This window comes from Rhodanobacter sp. UC4443_H10 (assembly GCF_052978325.1).
On the sequence record NZ_CM129668.1, the window covers coordinates 1,562,727 to 1,578,399 of the forward strand.

Below are 15,673 nucleotides of genomic sequence, written 5' to 3' on the forward strand. Positions count from 1 at the left end.
CGATTCCTGTAATGAGGGAAACGGCCGCGGGCTGTCCGCGGCCGTTCCGGGTCAAGCAGTTACTGCAGGAGCTTCAACACGCTCTGCGTGGTGGCGTTGGCCTGCGCCAGCACCGAGACGCCGGCCTGCTGCAGGATGTTGGCGCTGGACATGTTCGCGGTCTCCGCGGCGAAGTCGGCATCCTGGATCTGGCTGCGCGACGCGCTCAGGTTCTGCGAAATGGTCTGCAGGTTGGCGATGGTGGAGGTGAAGCGGTTCTGCACCGCGCCCAGGTCGCTGCGCATGGAGCTGATGGTGCCCAGCGCCGAGTCGATGCGGCTGATGGTGTCGTTGGCACCGGCCACCGACTTCACGTTGGCACTGGCCAGGTCGCCGCCAATGGCGTTCGTGGCGCTGAACCCGAGGACGCCGGTACCCTTGGCGCCGCCGACCGTGAGCGCTTCCTGCGAGGCCAGGTGCAGGACACCCGTCGTGGCATCGGCGTAGGCCGAAACACCGGCGATGCCCTTGGCGTTGATCGCGGCCGCCAGCGAAGCGGCGTCGTTGAACGTGCCGCTGAACGTCGTCACGGCACCCGAGCCCGCTTGCAGCGAGAAGTCGCTGCCGTCGGCGGCCAGCACCAGCGGGGTTGCGTCGCCGACGGCCACGCCGGTGACACCGGCGGTGACGGCGCCAACGGCCGCATTGGTACCGGCAGTCACGGTCATTGCATCGGTGGTGGCCGTGTTCTGGGTGATCACCAGACCACCGGCAGAATCGGTGACCGTGTACTTGCCCGCCGCGTTGGAGTCTGCGTCCAACTGGCCCTGCACATCGGCGGCCATGGTCGCATAAGTGCCCGAAGCGTTGGCAGCAACGTTGATGCTCACACCCGCGAATTGGAAGTCCGTGGCCGCCGTGGCTGAAGCAACGGTCACCGCAGCCGTACCGACAACGGCCGTCGTGGCCGAAGTGGCGACGAACACGCCCGTGGCGCTGGTGGCCGAGGCGATCTTGCCCACCTGCGACGCACCCGCGCCCTGGCTCAGGTTGACCGAAATGGTCTCGCCGACGTTGGCACCGATCTGGAACGCGGCCGAACCGAAGCTGCCGTCCAGCACGTGGCGGCCGTTGAAGGTGGTCTGCTGCGAGATACGGGTGATCTCGGCCAGGCGCTGCTGCACTTCGGCGTCGAGCGCGGCGCGGTCGGAGTCGGAGTTGGTGGCGTTGGCGGACTGCACGGCCAGCGTGCGGATGCGCTGCATGTTGTTGGTCACCTCGTTCAGCGCCGACTCGGTGGTCTGCGCCAGCGAGATGCCGTCGTTGGCATTGCTGACGGCCTGGTTCAGGCCGTTGATCTGGGTGGTGAAGCGGGTCGAGATGGCGAGGCCGGCGGCATCGTCCTTCGCGCTGTTGATGCGCATGCCCGAGGACAGGCGCTCGATCGCGGTGGCGAGTTTGCTCTGCGAGGCAGCCAGATTTTTCTGGGCATTCAGCGAGCTGATGTTGGTGTTGACGCTCATGACCATGGGAATTCTCCGAATCGAGTTGGTATGCCGACAGTGGCCGGCTCAGACAATCCGGCGGGGATTCACCATTGAATGCATCCGCCTTGTGTACTGTTTCGACTCGCCATACCAAAACTTGAGCCTTGTCAACGCAAATAATCGAAAAGTTTTGAACCCTGGATCTTGGTGAACGTCTGCTGCGCGGCCTGCAGCGCCGTGGTCTGCGCACCGAGCTGGCTGATCGCGTCGTAGTAGTTCAGATCCTGCACGTCCGACAGCGACGTCTTGTACTGCAAGGTGAGGTCGTCATTGAGCGCCCCCTGCTGATCCAGCGCGTTCATGCGCGCGCCGACCAGGCCGCGCGTGCGCGTGATGGAGTCGAGCGCCTGGTCGAGATTGGCGAACTCGGTATTGAGCGCGTTCTGCATGTGCGCGTCGCCGCCGTTGGGCGTGCGCAGCGTCTTGATGATGTTGTCCAGCGTGGTGAATACGTCCTGCTTGCCGGAGGCACCGATGGCGAAGCTGTCGCCGACCGCGGGCTCACCGCTGAACGCGACCTGCGCGCCGCGGAAGGTGACGCTGCCGCCCTTGGCCGGATCGTAGCTGCCGCTGTCGAGCACGGCGCCGCCGGCATCGCGCACTTCGTACGCGTCGGCCGCGGTGAACACGATGCTGTACGCGCCACCGTCCCATGCCGACGGACTGGCCGACGGATCGCTGACGCTGCTGGCACCGGCCACCATCGAGCCGGTGTTGGTCGCCGCGGCGCTCACCGCGAAGGTGCCGTTGCCGGTGGGGATGTCCATGAACACCGCACTGCCCGCATCGCCGGTGGCGACCTGCAGGCCGGGACCGGCGGCGACCATGCGCTGGCCGGCGTCGCCCAGGTAGCTGACCGAATCGCCGGAGACGAACGGCTGCGTGCCGGTGCGATTGCCGGCAAAGATGTATTCGCCCTGGCCGTCGGTGCTGTTGGCCTGGCCCAGCATCTGCGCGCGCAGCTGCGACAGCTCGGCGGCGATGTCGCCGCGGCTGCCGTCGGTCTGGCTGCCGTTGGCCGCCTGCAGCAGCAAGGTGCGCACACGCTGCAGCACGTTGCCGGTGTTGGACAGGGTCTGGTCTTCCAGGCCCAGCCGCGCGTTGGCCGAGGTGATGTTGCGCTGGTACTGCGCCGAGTCGGCGATCAGGTGCGACATGTCCAGCGCGCGCGCCGCACCGACCGGATCGTCGGACGGCTGGTTGATCCGCTTGCCGGTGCTGAGCTGCGTGTTGAGATCGGACAGGTCGCTCTGCCGGTTCATCATGCTGCCGACGGACTGCTGCTGGATCCAGCTGGTGGAGACGCGCATGGTTTAACTCCGCACCGCGCCGAGCAGCGCGTTGAAAATGCTGTTGGCCGTGCTGATGACCTGGGCCGAGGCCTGGTACGCCTGCTGGTAACGCACCAGGTTGGCGGCCTCCTCGTCCAGGTTCACGCCGGAGACGCTCTGCTGTGCGCCCATCGCCTGGTTGTAGACCGCGGTCTGCGTGGTCAGCTCGTCCTTGGCCAGCGCGCCGGCGCTGCCGACCTGACCGACCAGCTGGCTGTAGGCGCGACCGGTGCTGGTGACGCCGCCGTCGAGCACGCCGAGATTGGCGACCTTGCCCAGCATCAGCGCGTTGGCGTTGTCGCCCTGCGCGTTGCTGTTGGCCTTGAGGCTGAAGCTGTCGCCGGCCTGCGGCGCGCCATCGAGCTGCATGCTCCAGCCGTTGTGCACGATCGGCTGGCCGGCGGTGAAGGTCTGCGCCGGGCCGCCGTCGATGCTGTAGCTGGTGGCCGAGCTGAACACGATCGAGGAGGCGTTGAACAGCGCCGGGTCGCTGCCGTCGGCGATGCTGGCGCGTGCCGTGGCGGAGCCGGTGTTGCCGGCGCCGGCGGCGACCACGAACGGCGCGGCGGCGGCGATCCGGTCGGGCTGATCGACGGTCACGGCGAAGCTGGCCGCGGCATCGCGGCTGGGCTGCACGCGGAAGCTGTCACCCGCGCTGGCGCCGCCACCGACCACCAGGCTGAGGCCCGCGGCGGTGAACGGGTCCGCACTGGTGCCGCTGCCGCCGAGCGCCACGGCATTGCCGCTGGTATCGCGCATGCTCCAGGCCGTGCCGTCGAAACTCAGCACGTATTCCTTGGCGGGCAGGGCCCCGATGTCGGTGATGCTGGCGGCGACCGTGCCGCTGCCGGTGTTGGTCGAGGCGCCCTGCACCGTCGGCCCGGCGGCGGCGAAGAACTGGCCGCCGACGTCGCCGTGCAGATCCACGCCCTGCGCATGCTGCGCGTTGAACGCGCTGGCCATCGCCTGCGCCGCGCGGCCGAGCTGGATCTGCGCCGGGTCCAGCACATTGCTGCGGAAATCCAGCAGCGCGCCCAGCGCACCGCCGCCGATGCGCCCGCTGATCACGTTGCCGCTGCCGGCGCCCACCACTTCCACGCGGGTGGCGTCGTAGACGTTGGCGGCCGTACCCAGCGCATGCGCCTCGGTGCCGGTGACCAGCGCCTGGCCGTTGCCGGCGAACACGCTGATGGTGTTGTCGTTCTGCGGCACCACGCTGATGCCCACCTCGCCGGCCAGTTTCTTGACCAACGCATCGCGCTGGTCGAGCAGGTCGGCCGGCGGCATGCCTTCGGTGGAGGAGAACGAGCGGATCTTCTCGTTGAGCTTGGCGATCGACTGCGTGTCGACATTGATCGCGTCGACGGTGTCGCCGATCTGCTGCTGGATCTGCCCGGACAGCTGGCTGAACTGCCCCGACAACGCACGGAACGTGGTCGCCAGGCCGCCGGCACGGGCCAGCAGCACCTGGCGCGAGGCGGCATCCGACGGCGCATTGGCCATGTCCTGCACCGCGCCGTAGAAACCGTCCAGCGACGTCTGCAAGTTGCTGCTGCCGGCCAGCTGGTTGTTGAGCTGGGCGGTCAGGCCCGCCATCGTGCTGGCACGGCCCTGGCCCGAGCTGGCCGACCACAGCGAGGCGTTGAGGAATTCGCTGTAGGCACGCTGCACCGCCACCGTATTGACGCCGGTGCCGACGTAGTAGCCCGCCTGGCCCTCGGGCAGGCGCGCGCCGAACGACACCACCTGGCGGCTGTAGCCGTCGGTGTTCACGTTGGCCACGTTGTGGCTGACCGTGCTGAGCCCGATCTGCGAGGCGAGCAGCCCGGACACGCCGGTCGAAAGCATGTCAGCCATGGAACATCCTCGACGCATGGCACACCGCCCGGATCGCGCGGTGCGTGGAAACGTTAACGGCCGGAGGAGGGATCACTTGAATGCCTCCGGCTGCTGCAGCGCCGCCAGCGCCTCGCGCATCTGCGCGCTGTTGGCGATCGCCGTGATCTTGGCCACGTATGCAGGGTCCGTCGCATACCCGCCATGAACCAACCCGCGCGCGAACGCGGCGATGTTCTCGCCCTGCCCCAGCGCCTGCTGGTAACGCGGGCTGTCGGCAATCAACTGCGCGTAGTCGGCGAACGAATCGGCCGGCGAATCGTAGGCGCGGAACGCGTCGCGCCGGCGCACCGCCACGCCGTTCTCGTACTCCAGCGTGGGCACGCTGACCTTGTCGCCATCCCAACTGCTGCCGGCCTTGATGCCGAACAGGTTGAAACTGCTGCTGCCGTCGCTGCCCTTGGGCAGGTGCTTGCCCCAGCCGGTTTCCAGCGCGGCCTGCGCCAGCAGCGCGCGCACGGAAACGCCCAGCTTCTTCGCCGCCTCGGCGGCGTGCGGCGCCAGGGCGCGCACGAAGTTCACCGGGTCGCCGCCGGGAAGCCAGTGGGCGGCGGTGTCGGCCACGTCCATCGCGCCGCGGGTCATGCGGTCGACCACGTGCTGCCACGGCGAGTCGTTGTCGGCGGTCGACGGCATGCCGATCGCGCTGGCTGCGTCGTCGCCGGCAACGGGCTCGTTGCCCAGCTGCAGCAACGCGCGCACGTGCGCGTTGCGCACATCGGCGACCGGCACCGCAAAAGGCTGCCGGGGCGCCGCGGCCGCAGCCGCCTCGCCCTTGCCGCCAAGCTGGCGCACCAGCATCTTCGCGATGCCCAGGCCGTTCTTGCCGTTGGCCAGGCTCAGCGAGAGCTGCTGGTCGAACAACTGGCGATAGGAGTCGACCTGCTCGCTGCCGGCGAGGTCGCTGCCCATGCCGGCGTTCGCCTCGCGCATGGACTTGAGCATCATCTGGGTGAAGATCGCCTCGAACTGCTTCGCCACCGCCGGCAGCGCGCTCTTGCCGCCGTCGCTGCGCGCCTGCGCACGCAGTTGCTGGAAGCCGGACAGTTCGGTCCAGGTGTCCAGCGCGGGGGAAGCGGGATTCAGCGGCGTCATGGCATCACCTCGCTCAGATCACCACCAGGTCGGCATGCAGCGCGCCGGCCTGCTTCAGCGCCTGCAGGATCGAGATCAGGTCGCTGGGCGTGGCGCCGACCTGGTTCACCGCGCGCACGATGGCGTCCAGGCTCACGCCCGGGCCGAACTTGAACATGTGCGCGCCTTCCTCGCTGACCTGCACGCTGCTGGACGGCACGATCGCCGTCTGGCCCTGGCTGAAGGGCGCCGGCTGGCTGACCTGCGGCTGTTCGCCGATGGTCACCTGGATCGCGCCGTGCGCCACCGCCGCGGCGGTGACGCGCACGTCCGAGCCGATGACCACGGTGCCGGTGCGCGAGTTGATGATGATCCGCGCCGGCGCATCGCCCGGCTGCACGTCGAGATTCTGGATCGCGCCCAGCCAGGCCACTTTCTGCGCCGGGTCCTGCGGGCCGCGCACCGAGACGGTGCCGCCGTCCACCGGCTGCGCGGTGCCGGCGCCATACGCGTGGTTGATCGCGGTGGCGATGCGCGTGGCGGTGGTGAAATCCGCCGTGTTGAGGTTGAGCATCAGGTCGCCGCCGCCGGCGAACGAGGAGGCCACCACGCGTTCCACCGAGGCGCCGTTGGGAATGCGTCCGCTGGCGGAAATGTTCACCTGCACGCTGGAGCCGCTCTTGCCCTGCGCGCTGATGCCGCCGACCACCACGCTGCCCTGCGCCACCGCGTAGACGTTGCCGTCGGCGCCGCGCAACGGCGCCATCAGCAACTGGCCGCCGCGGATGCTCTTGGCGTTGCCGATCGAGGCGACGGTGACGTCGATGGTCTGGCCCGGCTTGGCGAACGGCGGCAGGTCGGCCGTCACCATCACCGCCGCGGCGTTCTTCAACTGCGGCCGCGCATTGGCCGGCACGGTGATGCCGAACTGCTGCAGCATGTTCTCCAGGCTCTGCGTGGTGAACGGTGCCTGCGTGGTCTGGTCGCCGCTGCCATCCAGGCCCACGACCAGGCCGTAGCCGATCAGCTGGTTGCTGCGCACACCGGCTACCTGGACGAGGTCGCGGATCTTGTCGGCGTGGGCGGGGGTGGCGACCAGCGACATCAACACCCCGAGGAAGGCAGCCACCACGACGCGCGTAGGAGCGCACCCTGTGCGCGATGCTCTTGTCCAGCCCGCAAGAACAGCATCGCGCACAAGGTGCACTCCTACAGTCCGTTGCCCGGCACGGAATCCGAAGAGGTTCATCAGAAGGGCATCCACTTGGAATTGAAGAAGCGCGACAGCCAGCCGCGCGTGTTCGCGTCGGCGAGGGTGCCGCGACCGGTGTAGCTGATCCGTGCGTCGGCGACGCGGGTGGACGGCACCACGTTGTCCTGGCCGATGTCCTGCGGACGCACTATGCCGGCGATGCGCACCAGCTCCTGGCCCTGGTTGATGGTCAGCCACTTCTCGCCGCGCACGATCAGGTTGCCGTTGGACAGGCGCTGCGCCACGGTGACGGTGATCTGCCCGGTGAGCTGGTTGCTCTGGCTGCTCGAGCCGGCGCCGTCGAAGCTGCGCTCGCCGTCCAGGCCGATGTCGGCGACCTTGCCGCCGATCGCCAGCGCATGCCCGAGCACGGTGGGCGAGGCGAGCTTGGCCTTGTCGGTCTTGCTGGTGGTGGTGGTGGCCTTCTTGCTGGCCTGGGTGCTCTCCACCAGCGCGACGGTGAGGATGTCGCCCACGCGATGCGCGCGCGGATCGGCGAACAGCTCCATGTTCTGCTGGTCGTGGTAGATCGAGCCGTCGGCGGGCGTCGCAGCCATCTGCGGGGCGGGCGGCGAGGTCGGCGCCCACTGCGCGTCGTCGCGCGCGCCGGGGCCGCTGGCGCAGCCGGCCAGCAGGGCCAGCGCGCACAGGGCAAGGGGGAAACGGCAGGCAAGCATCACGTCGCGCCTCAGGTCTTGTTGGTGAGGAACTGCAGCATCGAGTCGGCGGCCGACACCGCCTTGGAGTTCATCTCGTAGGTGCGCTGGGTCTCGATCATGTTGACCATCTGCTCCACCACGTTGACGTTGGAGGACTCCAGTGCGCCCTGCGCCAGCGTGCCCAGGCCGTTCAGGCCGGGCTGGCCGATCTGCGGGGAACCGCTGGAGGCGGTCTCGAGATAGAGGTTGTCCCCGTTCGGCTGCAGACCGGCGGGGTTGATGAAATCGGCCAGTTGCACGGTGCCGATCTGCTGGGTGGCGGCCTGGCCGGGCAGGCTCACGCTGACCGTGCCGTCGCTGCCGATGGTGATGCTCTGCGCATTGGCCGGCACGCTCAGCGCCGGGTCCAGTGCGTAGCCATTGGCGGTGACGATCTGCCCGTTCTGGTCCATGTGCAGCGAACCGTCACGGGTGTAGGCGATGCTGCCGTCGGGCATCGTCACCTGCAGGAAACCGCGGCCCTGGATCGCCAGATCCAGCGAGTTGCCGGTCTGTTCGATGTTGCCCTGGGTGAAAAGCTTCTCGCTGCCGACCACGCGCACGCCGGTACCCAGCATCAGGCCGGACGGCGCCTGGGTCTGCTCGGTGGTCTGCCCGCCGGGCTGACGCAGGTTCTGGTAGACCAGGTCCTGGAACGCGGCGCGCGCGCTCTTGTAGCCGGTGGTGTTGGCATTGGCGAGGTTGTTCGAGATGACGTCCATGCGCGTCTGCTGCGCATCGAGGCCGGTCTTGGCTACCCACAAGGATGAAAACATGTCGTTGGACTCCGTCTGGACGTCTGGATGTCTGTTTTGGCGAGACCGGTCAGGTCATCTGCAGCAGGCGCGAAGCAGCCTGCGCGTTCTCGTCGGCGCTCTTGATCGAGCGGATCTGCAGCTCGTACTGGCGCGACAGCTGGATCATCTGCACCAGCGTCTGCGAAGGGTCGACGTTGCTCGACTCCAGCACGCCGGATTTCAGCGCCACCGCCGGGTCCGCCTGCGCGGTAGTGCCGTCGGCGAGGTGCATCAGGCCGTCGCTGCCCAGCGCGAGCTGGTCGACCGGCGGGTTGACCAGCTTGATCCGGCCCACCGCGGCGATGGTTTCCGGCGACTGGCCCATCGGCACCACCGACACGGTGCCGTCGGCGCCGATGTTCATCTGGCTGCTCTGCGGCACGCTGATCGGGCCGCCCTCGCCCAGCACCAGGTTGCCGCGCGCGTCGGTGAGCAGGCCGTCCGGCGTCAGCCGCAGTTCGCCGGCGCGGGTGTAGCCCTCGCTGCCGTCGGCGCCCTGCACCGCGATCCAGCCGGTGCCCTGCACGGCCACGTCGAGTTCGCGCCCGGTTTCCATCTGGCTGCCCGCGCGCAGGTCCACGCCCAGCCCGTGCGCCACGCCATTGATGCGCGTGGCCATGCCGGGGCCCTGCACGACCAGCGGCTGGAACGCCGACAGCTGTGCCTTGAAGCCGACCGTGTCGGCATTGGCGAGGTTGTGCGCCACCTCGGACTGCGCCCGCATCATCTGCGTGGCGCCGGTCATGGCGACGTAAAGCGATCTGTCCATGTGGATTCCCGGGTGTGGTCAGCAGAGAACGAGGAGCAGGCAAGGTGCGGTGATCCGCTCTTCCGATTCCCCATTCCCTATTCCCCATTCCCTCAATTGCGAATGTTGATGATGGTTTGGGTCAGCTGGTTGTCGGTGGAGATCACCTGCGCATTCGCCTGGTAGTTGCGCTGCGCCTTGATCATGTTGACCAACTGCGCGGTGAGGTCGGCGGTGTTGGAGGCCTCCAGCGCGCCGGCCTGCACGCTGCCGAAGGTGCCGTTGCCGGCCGCGCCCATCACCGGCGTGCCGGAGTCGTACGAGGCCGCCCAGTTGGTGTTGTCGAGCTGGCGCAGGCCTTGTTCGTTGCTGAACTGGGCGATCGCCAGCTGGCCCAGCGCGGTGCTCTGGCCGTTGGAATACTTCGCCTGCACCACGCCTTCGCGCGACACGTCGATGCTGGACAGGATGCCGGTGGGATAGCCGTCCTGGTTGATCGCGCTGGCGGCGTAGGCGTTGCCGAACTGGGTGGCCTTGGTCATGTCCAGGGTCAGCTGCATCGGATCGGCACCCGGGCTCACCGCCGCGGCGGGGAACGCGAGCTGGCCGTTGGCAGGGGCAACCAGGCTGCCGTTGCTGCCGAAGGTCAGCGTCTGCGGCGTGCCGACCGCGGTGCCGTCGATGTAGAGGTTGGCGTTCCACACGTTGGCCGCCGCGTCCTTGACGAAATACACCACGCCGTTGTGGGTGGCGCCGAGCGAGTCGTAGGCGGTGAACGGCGTGGCCTGGTTGTAGCTGGACGGATCGTTCAGCGGGTCGAAGGCGGTGGCCGGTGGCGTGGCGTCGGAAGGCAGGTTCAAGGCCATCTGCACCGAGCTGGTGGCCTTGGCCGCGTTCTGCGCGGTGAACAGCTGCAGGTCGGTCATGGTGCTGGTGTCGAAGCCGCCGCCGGCCACCGGCGGGAACACCTGCAGGCGCTGGCCGTTGGCGTTCATCACGTAGCCGTTCTGGTCCTTCTGGAAGGCGCCGGCGCGGGTGTAGGAGTAGCCCTTGCCGTCGCGGATGGTGAAGAAGCCCTCGCCGCTCAGGGCGAAATCCAGGCTGTTGTTGGTGGTCTCCACGCTGCCGGCGGTGAACTGCTGCGCCACGTTGGTCAGCCGCACGCCGCTGCCGACCTGGCTGGAGCTCAAATTGGGGCCGGCCGCGCTGAACAGCTCGGCGAACTGCGCGCGCGAGCCCTTGAAACCGGTGGTGCCGGTGTTGGCGATGTTGTTGGCCGTGACCTCGAGATCTTTCGAGGCGGCGTTCAGACCGCTCAGTGCAATGTTGAATGCCATCGGAGCATTTCCTCGTTCGGTTGCGACCCTTGAGGTCGTCAGTTGATCTGTGCGACCTGACTCAGCAGGACCCCGCCAAAACCATCCACGTCCAGATAGGTGCCGTCGGCGCCGGTCATGCCCACGCCGGTGACCTTGCCGCTAACGTAAGTCGCCACGGCGGTATTGCCCGCCTGCGCGGCCAGCCCGTAGGTGCCCGGCGCCAGCGCCTCGCCGTTGTCGCCGATGCCGTCCCAGTGGAAGCGCACCAGCCCGGCCGCGGGCTTGCCCAGGTCGATCGTGCGCAGCACGGTGCCGCTGGCGTCGGTGATCTTGACGAACACCTGGCCGCCGCCGTCGGGCACGTTGACCGCGCCGTCCATGCCGCTCGCGGCCAGCGTGCCGGCCTCGGCCGGCACCACCACATCGCGGCCGATCATCCCGCTCGCCTGCAGGATCTGGTTGCCCTGCAGCGACTTGCCGAGATCGTCGAACGAGGCCTGCAACGCCTGCGTCGCCGAGACCTGGCTGATCTGCGCGAGCTGGCTGACCATCTGCGATGAATCCATCGGCTTGGTCGGGTCCTGGTTGCGCATCTGCTGCACCAGCAGGCTCAGGAAGTCGGCCTGGCCCAGGGTTTTCTCCTTGCCCAGGCTGGCTGCCTTCGCCGCGCTGGCGGCATTGCCGATCGCCATGTCGCTCATGCGTGGTTCCTCGTGGCGGAGTGAAGGTGATTCATGTGCTGGCGCCTCACTTGCCCAGGTCCAGGGTCTTCTGCAGCAGCTGGCGCGCCGAGTTCATCACCTCGACGTTGTTCTGGTAGGAGCGCGAAGCGGAAATCATGTTGACCAGCTCGTCGACCGGATTGACGTTGCTCGCATAGACGTACCCGTCGGCATCGGCCAGCGGGTTGCCCGGTTCGTAGCGGCGGGGAATCGCCGCCTGGCTCTCGGTGACGCCGAGCACCTGCACGCCGTCGCCGGGCGCGTTCGGATCGCTGGCGCCCTGCTGGTTGCGGACAGTCGCGAACAGCGGCTCGCGCGAGCGGTAGGCCGCTTCGGGCGAACTGGCCACGCTGTCGGCATTGGCCAGGTTGCTGGCCACCGTGTTGAGGCGGGTCGATTGCGCGGCCATGCCGGAGCCGGCCACGCTGAAGATGGAGAACATCGACATCAGCCCTGGCCTCCGTTGATCGCCATCCGCAACATGCGGATCTGCGCGGTGATGAACGACAGGCTGGCCTGGTAATGCACGCCGTTGGCGGCGAACGCGGCCTGCTCCACCTGCGCATCGACGGTGTTGCCGTCCATGCTGGGCTGGGTCGGCACGCGGTAGGCGAGCGCCTCGGCGCTGCGCCCGGCGCCGGCGATCTGGCCCGGCGCGTCGGTTTCCAGCGTCACGCCGTTCGCCGCGTCGCTGGCCGTGGCCAGCACCTTGCGGAAATCCACGTCGCGCGCCAGGTATCCGGGCGTGTCGGCGTTGGCCAGGTTGTTGGCCAGCACTTCGGTACGGCGCTGCCACAGGTCGAGCGCCTGGGTATGGATGCCGAACAGATTGGGGGTGGACGGGTTCATTGTTTCGCTCCGCATGCACTGCTGCACGGAAACGAAAGGCAAATTGCATGCCACGGGCCGGGAAGCCTTGCGGCAGCTCGAATTCCGCGCATGTAGCGCGGCGCCGTCAGGCAGATGCCGCGGCGAAAGACGGTTTGTTGACGCGGCCCCGGCGCCGCGCGCCCGGCGTCAGCCGGTTGCCGCCTGCGGCGCGGCGACGGGTTCGGGCAGCAACTCCATCACCGCCTGCGCCAGCTGGTCGGGGTGGAACTTCGCCACGAAGCGGTCGGCCTTGACCTCCTTCACCATGCCCTCGTTGAACATGCCGCTGAGCGAGCTGTGCAACAGCACCTTGATCCGGCGCAGCGTCGGCGCCTCGCGGATCGCGCGGGTCAGCGCATAGCCGTCCAGCCGCGGCATCTCGATGTCCGACACCACCAGCTCGATCGCCTGCGCCGGGTCGCCCGCGGCCAGCTCCAGCAGCCGCTCCAGCGCCTCGCGCCCGTCCTTGGCCACCACGCAATCGGTGCCCAGTTGCTTGAACAGGTTGACCAGCCGCCGCCGCGCGATGCCCGAATCGTCCACCACCATCACCCGCCGCGACGCCAGCGAACGATGGCTGGCCTCGCGCTGCAGCCCCGCCGACAGCTCGGCCGGCGGTGCGTCGATGCTGGCCAGCACGTGCTCCACGTCGACCACCGCCAGCAGCGCGCCATCGACCCGGGTCACCGCGTTCACCCGCGAACCGAACCCCAGCGCGCTGGCCGGCGCCGCCATCGCGTCGCCCGCGCAATGCACCATGCGCTGCAGGTCGGCCACCAGGAAACCCTGCACCGAGCGGTTGAACTCGGTCACCATCAGGTGCGCCGATTCCACCTCGCGCAGCGGCGCGTAACCCAGCGCGGCAGCCAGATCGATCACCGGAATGGTCTGCCCGCGGTAATCGCAGCTGCCCGCGATCAACTCGTGCACGCCGTGCAGGCGCTCCATCGGCGGTCGGCGCAGCACCTCGCGCACCTTGAACACGTTGATGCCGAACAACTGCTGGTCGCCCAGCCGGAACAACAGCATCGCCACCCGGTTGTGCCCGGCCAGCCGCGTGTGCTGCTCCACTTTCTCCAGCAATGTGCCGGCCATGCGGCCTCCCTCGGCAAGCGCGGCCGCCACGCGACCGTCTGCTGCGCTATCGGCCGGGCATGCTCCGCCTTTAGCCGGCAAAGCCCGCCCCCAGTGGTGGGGTGATCACATCGCCGCACCCGCTGGCACGTGGATTGCTTGCTCAAGCTTCGACACCTGTGGCCGATGCAGCAGCCATTCCATTTCTTTGCGAGTCGACGCCAGCACCATGAGCTTTCTTCTCAAACAGCACATTGCCGCCCTGGTGAAAGCCGCCGCCCAGGGGGACGACGCCGAGCTCGCCGTGCTGCGACACCGCCACCCGCGCACCGCTGCGGTACTGGCGCCGCTGCTGGCGCGCGCCGCCAGCCGGCCGCCGTCGGCGGTGGCGCTGCAGACCATGGAACAGCAAGGCCTCGTGCTCGGCGCCGCACAACAACTGGCGCGCGAGCAGACCGCACTGGACCAGGCCGCCGCCGAAAGCCGCGCCAGCGTCGATCGCTTGACGGATGGCAGCGCCGGGATCTCGACGGCCCTGCAGCAGTTGGGCGCCGACCTGGAGCAGGCCAGCCACGCCGGCAGCGTCGGCGCCGACGGCGTCAGCGAGCTGGACGGCCAGCTGCGCCTGCTGCGCAGCGCGCTCAGCGCAATGAACCGCAACCAGAGCAAGCTGGCCGAACAGGTCGCGCAGATACGCAAGCTGACCGGCGCCGTGCAGGAGATCGCTCATCAGACCAACCTGGTGGCGCTGAACGCCGCCATCGAGGCGGCCCGCGCCGGCGAGGCCGGGCGCGGCTTCGCGGTGGTGGCCGACGAGGTCAAGCAGCTGGCCGAGAAAACCGCGCTGACCACCACTGAAATCGAGACCGTCACCGTCTCCATCGGCGATTTCTCGCTGCAGCTCGATGGCGACGTCAACCACGGCCTGCAGCAGCTCAAGCGCGCCCAGGTCGGCGTGAGCCAGTGCAGCAACCAGCTGGGCGAAGGCAGCGCCACCCTGCGTACCGCCAGCGAACGCATCCGCAAGCTGCAACAGGGTCACGACGCGCAACACGCGCGCGCCACCACCGCGCAGGCGGCACTGGGCGCTTCGCAGCGACGCAGCAGCGAGGCGCGGCGCCAATCCGAATCGCTCCATCGCGCCGCCCTGCTGGCGCATCGCCTGGGCCTGGACTGGCTGGAAGGCGAAAGCGGCAACGACCCGGCCAGCCTCAGCCTGACCGTGCGCGAAGCGGCCATGAACCTGCGCCAGGCGATGAGCCTGGCCCTGCTCGAACCGGCCGCGCTGGACCGGCGCTGGTTCGACACCCACGCCCTGGTCAGCGGCGTGCAGCGGCTCGCCCGGCTGCGTCGCGGCGGCGACAACGGCGCCGCGCTCGGCGATGCCGGCACCCAACTGGGCGAACAGGGCCAGCGCTTCATCACCTTGCTCGGCGCCGGGCAACTCGACCAGGCCGGCGCCGTGGCACGCGAACTCGAAGCGGGCCAGGACGCCCTGCTCGCCCAGCTCGACGCCCTGCTGGCCGACGCATGACCCTGCGCGCCGCCCTCGCCGCCGTCGGGTTGGTCGCGTTGCTGGGCAGCGCCACCGCGCATGCCGCTGCCACGCAGTCGCTCGACAGCGTGCGCGCGGCAGCCGAACAGGCGATGCAAGATCGTTACAGCCGACCCGGCAGCCGCGTCGTGGTCAGCACCGAGCCGCTGGACACGCGCCTGCAACTGGACGCATGCAGCGAGCCGCTGCGCGCGCTCGTTTCCGAACAGGCACAGCCGCGCTCGCGCATGACCGTGCCGGTGCAGTGCCCGCAGCCCGGCGGCTGGATCGTGCGCGTGCCGATCCAGTTGCAGGTGTTTCGCCAGGTGCTGGTAAGCAGCCGCGCGCTGCTGCGCGGCGACGGCATCGGCGCCGCCGACGTGCACGTCGAGCAACGCGACGTGACCCGCCTCGGCTACGGCTACCTGGACAACCTCGACCAGATCGCCGGCCGCACGCTTTCGCGCGCACTGGCGCGCGGCAGCGTGCTCAGTCCCGGCAGCCTGGGCGGGCGACGCATGGTGCGCGCGGGCGACCACGTGCAGGTGCTGGCGCAGCTCGAAGGCATCTCGGTGCGCGCCGAAGGCGTGGCGCTGGGCAGCGGCGACAACGGCGCCCGCCTGCGCGTGCGCAACGCGGCATCGGGGCGGGTGATCGACGCCATGGTCAGCGCGCCGGGCGTGGTGGTGGCCCTGCCATGAAACCGACACCCCTCATTCGAACCATGAAAATCAGTCACTTGCGCCACGGCGCGAGCGACGGTCGCGGCCCGGTCGATTTTTCGACGGGCTGCTAAAGTTTTCCGGACAGCGGCCGATTATCCAGTCACAGG

The 15,673-nt window shown here is 68.7% G+C and carries 15 protein-coding genes; 2 read left to right on the forward strand and 13 right to left on the reverse strand.

The annotated features are described in order from the left end of the window. Positions 1 to 59: 59 nt before the first annotated feature. The 13 genes from ACVCMB_RS07485 to ACVCMB_RS07545 form a co-directional block, all read right to left on the reverse strand. Positions 60 to 1,508: a flagellin N-terminal helical domain-containing protein gene (locus tag ACVCMB_RS07485; RefSeq protein ID WP_447106538.1), complete on the reverse strand. Its 1,449-nt coding sequence runs from the start codon at positions 1,506 to 1,508 to the stop codon at positions 60 to 62. A gap of 125 nt (positions 1,509 to 1,633) precedes the next feature. After that, positions 1,634 to 2,836 (reverse strand): flagellar hook-associated protein FlgL, encoded by a 1,203-nt coding sequence (flgL, locus tag ACVCMB_RS07490; RefSeq protein WP_447106539.1) that lies wholly within the window; start codon positions 2,834 to 2,836, stop codon positions 1,634 to 1,636. 3 nt (positions 2,837 to 2,839) lie between these two features. Next, the gene (gene flgK, locus ACVCMB_RS07495) at positions 2,840 to 4,714 is read right to left on the reverse strand and encodes a flagellar hook-associated protein FlgK (RefSeq protein WP_447106540.1); all 1,875 of its coding nucleotides are present in this window, start codon (positions 4,712 to 4,714) and stop codon (positions 2,840 to 2,842) included. A 72-nt stretch (positions 4,715 to 4,786) separates the two neighbouring features. After that, on the reverse strand, positions 4,787 to 5,848 hold the full coding sequence (flgJ, locus tag ACVCMB_RS07500; protein ID WP_395119829.1) for a flagellar assembly peptidoglycan hydrolase FlgJ: 1,062 nt from the start codon (positions 5,846 to 5,848) through the stop codon (positions 4,787 to 4,789). A gap of 13 nt (positions 5,849 to 5,861) precedes the next feature. Beyond that, positions 5,862 to 6,932 carry a flagellar basal body P-ring protein FlgI gene (locus ACVCMB_RS07505; RefSeq protein WP_447107148.1) on the reverse strand — a complete coding sequence of 357 codons (1,071 nt, stop codon included), beginning with the start codon at positions 6,930 to 6,932 and terminating at the stop codon, positions 5,862 to 5,864. Positions 6,933 to 7,075: 143 nt separating this feature from the next. Beyond that, on the reverse strand, positions 7,076 to 7,756 hold the full coding sequence (gene flgH, locus ACVCMB_RS07510) for a flagellar basal body L-ring protein FlgH (protein WP_395119831.1): 681 nt from the start codon (positions 7,754 to 7,756) through the stop codon (positions 7,076 to 7,078). Between the two features lie 11 nt (positions 7,757 to 7,767). Beyond that, on the reverse strand, positions 7,768 to 8,553 hold the full coding sequence (gene flgG, locus ACVCMB_RS07515; RefSeq protein WP_447098322.1) for a flagellar basal-body rod protein FlgG: 786 nt from the start codon (positions 8,551 to 8,553) through the stop codon (positions 7,768 to 7,770). A 49-nt stretch (positions 8,554 to 8,602) separates the two neighbouring features. Next, positions 8,603 to 9,343, reverse strand: coding sequence for a flagellar basal-body rod protein FlgF (gene flgF, locus ACVCMB_RS07520; protein WP_447106541.1), 741 nt, complete (start codon positions 9,341 to 9,343; stop codon positions 8,603 to 8,605). A gap of 92 nt (positions 9,344 to 9,435) precedes the next feature. Continuing rightward, on the reverse strand, positions 9,436 to 10,659 hold the full coding sequence (flgE, locus tag ACVCMB_RS07525) for a flagellar hook protein FlgE (RefSeq protein ID WP_395119834.1): 1,224 nt from the start codon (positions 10,657 to 10,659) through the stop codon (positions 9,436 to 9,438). Positions 10,660 to 10,697: 38 nt separating this feature from the next. After that, positions 10,698 to 11,342 (reverse strand): flagellar hook assembly protein FlgD, encoded by a 645-nt coding sequence (locus tag ACVCMB_RS07530; RefSeq protein WP_395119835.1) that lies wholly within the window; start codon positions 11,340 to 11,342, stop codon positions 10,698 to 10,700. 46 nt (positions 11,343 to 11,388) lie between these two features. Continuing rightward, positions 11,389 to 11,811 (reverse strand): flagellar basal body rod protein FlgC, encoded by a 423-nt coding sequence (gene flgC / locus ACVCMB_RS07535; RefSeq protein ID WP_395119836.1) that lies wholly within the window; start codon positions 11,809 to 11,811, stop codon positions 11,389 to 11,391. Continuing rightward, positions 11,811 to 12,212, reverse strand: a complete 402-nt coding sequence (gene flgB, locus ACVCMB_RS07540) for a flagellar basal body rod protein FlgB (protein ID WP_447099869.1) — start codon at positions 12,210 to 12,212, stop codon at positions 11,811 to 11,813. The genes flgC and flgB overlap by 1 nt, the downstream gene beginning before the upstream one ends. Positions 12,213 to 12,380: 168 nt before the next feature. Continuing rightward, entirely contained in the window at positions 12,381 to 13,328 is a 948-nt protein-coding gene (locus tag ACVCMB_RS07545) for a chemotaxis protein (RefSeq protein WP_395119838.1), read from the reverse strand. A gap of 208 nt (positions 13,329 to 13,536) precedes the next feature. Here ACVCMB_RS07545 and ACVCMB_RS07550 point away from each other — a divergent pair, with 208 nt between their 5' ends. Both ACVCMB_RS07550 and flgA read left to right on the forward strand, forming a co-directional pair. Next, on the forward strand, positions 13,537 to 14,841 hold the full coding sequence (locus tag ACVCMB_RS07550; RefSeq protein ID WP_395119839.1) for a methyl-accepting chemotaxis protein: 1,305 nt from the start codon (positions 13,537 to 13,539) through the stop codon (positions 14,839 to 14,841). Continuing rightward, positions 14,838 to 15,542: a flagellar basal body P-ring formation chaperone FlgA gene (gene flgA, locus ACVCMB_RS07555; protein WP_395119840.1), complete on the forward strand. Its 705-nt coding sequence runs from the start codon at positions 14,838 to 14,840 to the stop codon at positions 15,540 to 15,542. The genes ACVCMB_RS07550 and flgA overlap by 4 nt, the downstream gene beginning before the upstream one ends. Positions 15,543 to 15,673: the final 131 nt, after the last annotated feature.

Excerpts from the sequence above, each read along its gene's own strand:
- flgB (WP_447099869.1), bottom strand. The coding sequence starts at position 12,212 with ATGAACCCGTCCACCCCCAATCTGTTCGGCATCCATACCCAGGCGCTC.
- flgE (WP_395119834.1), bottom strand. The coding sequence starts at position 10,659 with ATGGCATTCAACATTGCACTGAGCGGTCTGAACGCCGCCTCGAAAGAT.
- flgA (WP_395119840.1), top strand. The coding sequence starts at position 14,838 with ATGACCCTGCGCGCCGCCCTCGCCGCCGTCGGGTTGGTCGCGTTGCTG.
- ACVCMB_RS07550 (WP_395119839.1), top strand. The coding sequence starts at position 13,537 with ATGAGCTTTCTTCTCAAACAGCACATTGCCGCCCTGGTGAAAGCCGCC.
- ACVCMB_RS07485 (WP_447106538.1), bottom strand. The coding sequence starts at position 1,508 with ATGGTCATGAGCGTCAACACCAACATCAGCTCGCTGAATGCCCAGAAA.
- flgF (WP_447106541.1), bottom strand. The coding sequence starts at position 9,343 with ATGGACAGATCGCTTTACGTCGCCATGACCGGCGCCACGCAGATGATG.
- flgL (WP_447106539.1), bottom strand. The coding sequence starts at position 2,836 with ATGCGCGTCTCCACCAGCTGGATCCAGCAGCAGTCCGTCGGCAGCATG.
- flgJ (WP_395119829.1), bottom strand. The coding sequence starts at position 5,848 with ATGACGCCGCTGAATCCCGCTTCCCCCGCGCTGGACACCTGGACCGAA.
- ACVCMB_RS07505 (WP_447107148.1), bottom strand. The coding sequence starts at position 6,932 with ATGTCGCTGGTCGCCACCCCCGCCCACGCCGACAAGATCCGCGACCTC.
- flgC (WP_395119836.1), bottom strand. The coding sequence starts at position 11,811 with ATGTCGATGTTCTCCATCTTCAGCGTGGCCGGCTCCGGCATGGCCGCG.
- flgG (WP_447098322.1), bottom strand. The coding sequence starts at position 8,553 with ATGTTTTCATCCTTGTGGGTAGCCAAGACCGGCCTCGATGCGCAGCAG.
- flgH (WP_395119831.1), bottom strand. The coding sequence starts at position 7,756 with ATGCTTGCCTGCCGTTTCCCCCTTGCCCTGTGCGCGCTGGCCCTGCTG.
- flgK (WP_447106540.1), bottom strand. The coding sequence starts at position 4,714 with ATGGCTGACATGCTTTCGACCGGCGTGTCCGGGCTGCTCGCCTCGCAG.
- ACVCMB_RS07530 (WP_395119835.1), bottom strand. The coding sequence starts at position 11,342 with ATGAGCGACATGGCGATCGGCAATGCCGCCAGCGCGGCGAAGGCAGCC.
- ACVCMB_RS07545 (WP_395119838.1), bottom strand. The coding sequence starts at position 13,328 with ATGGCCGGCACATTGCTGGAGAAAGTGGAGCAGCACACGCGGCTGGCC.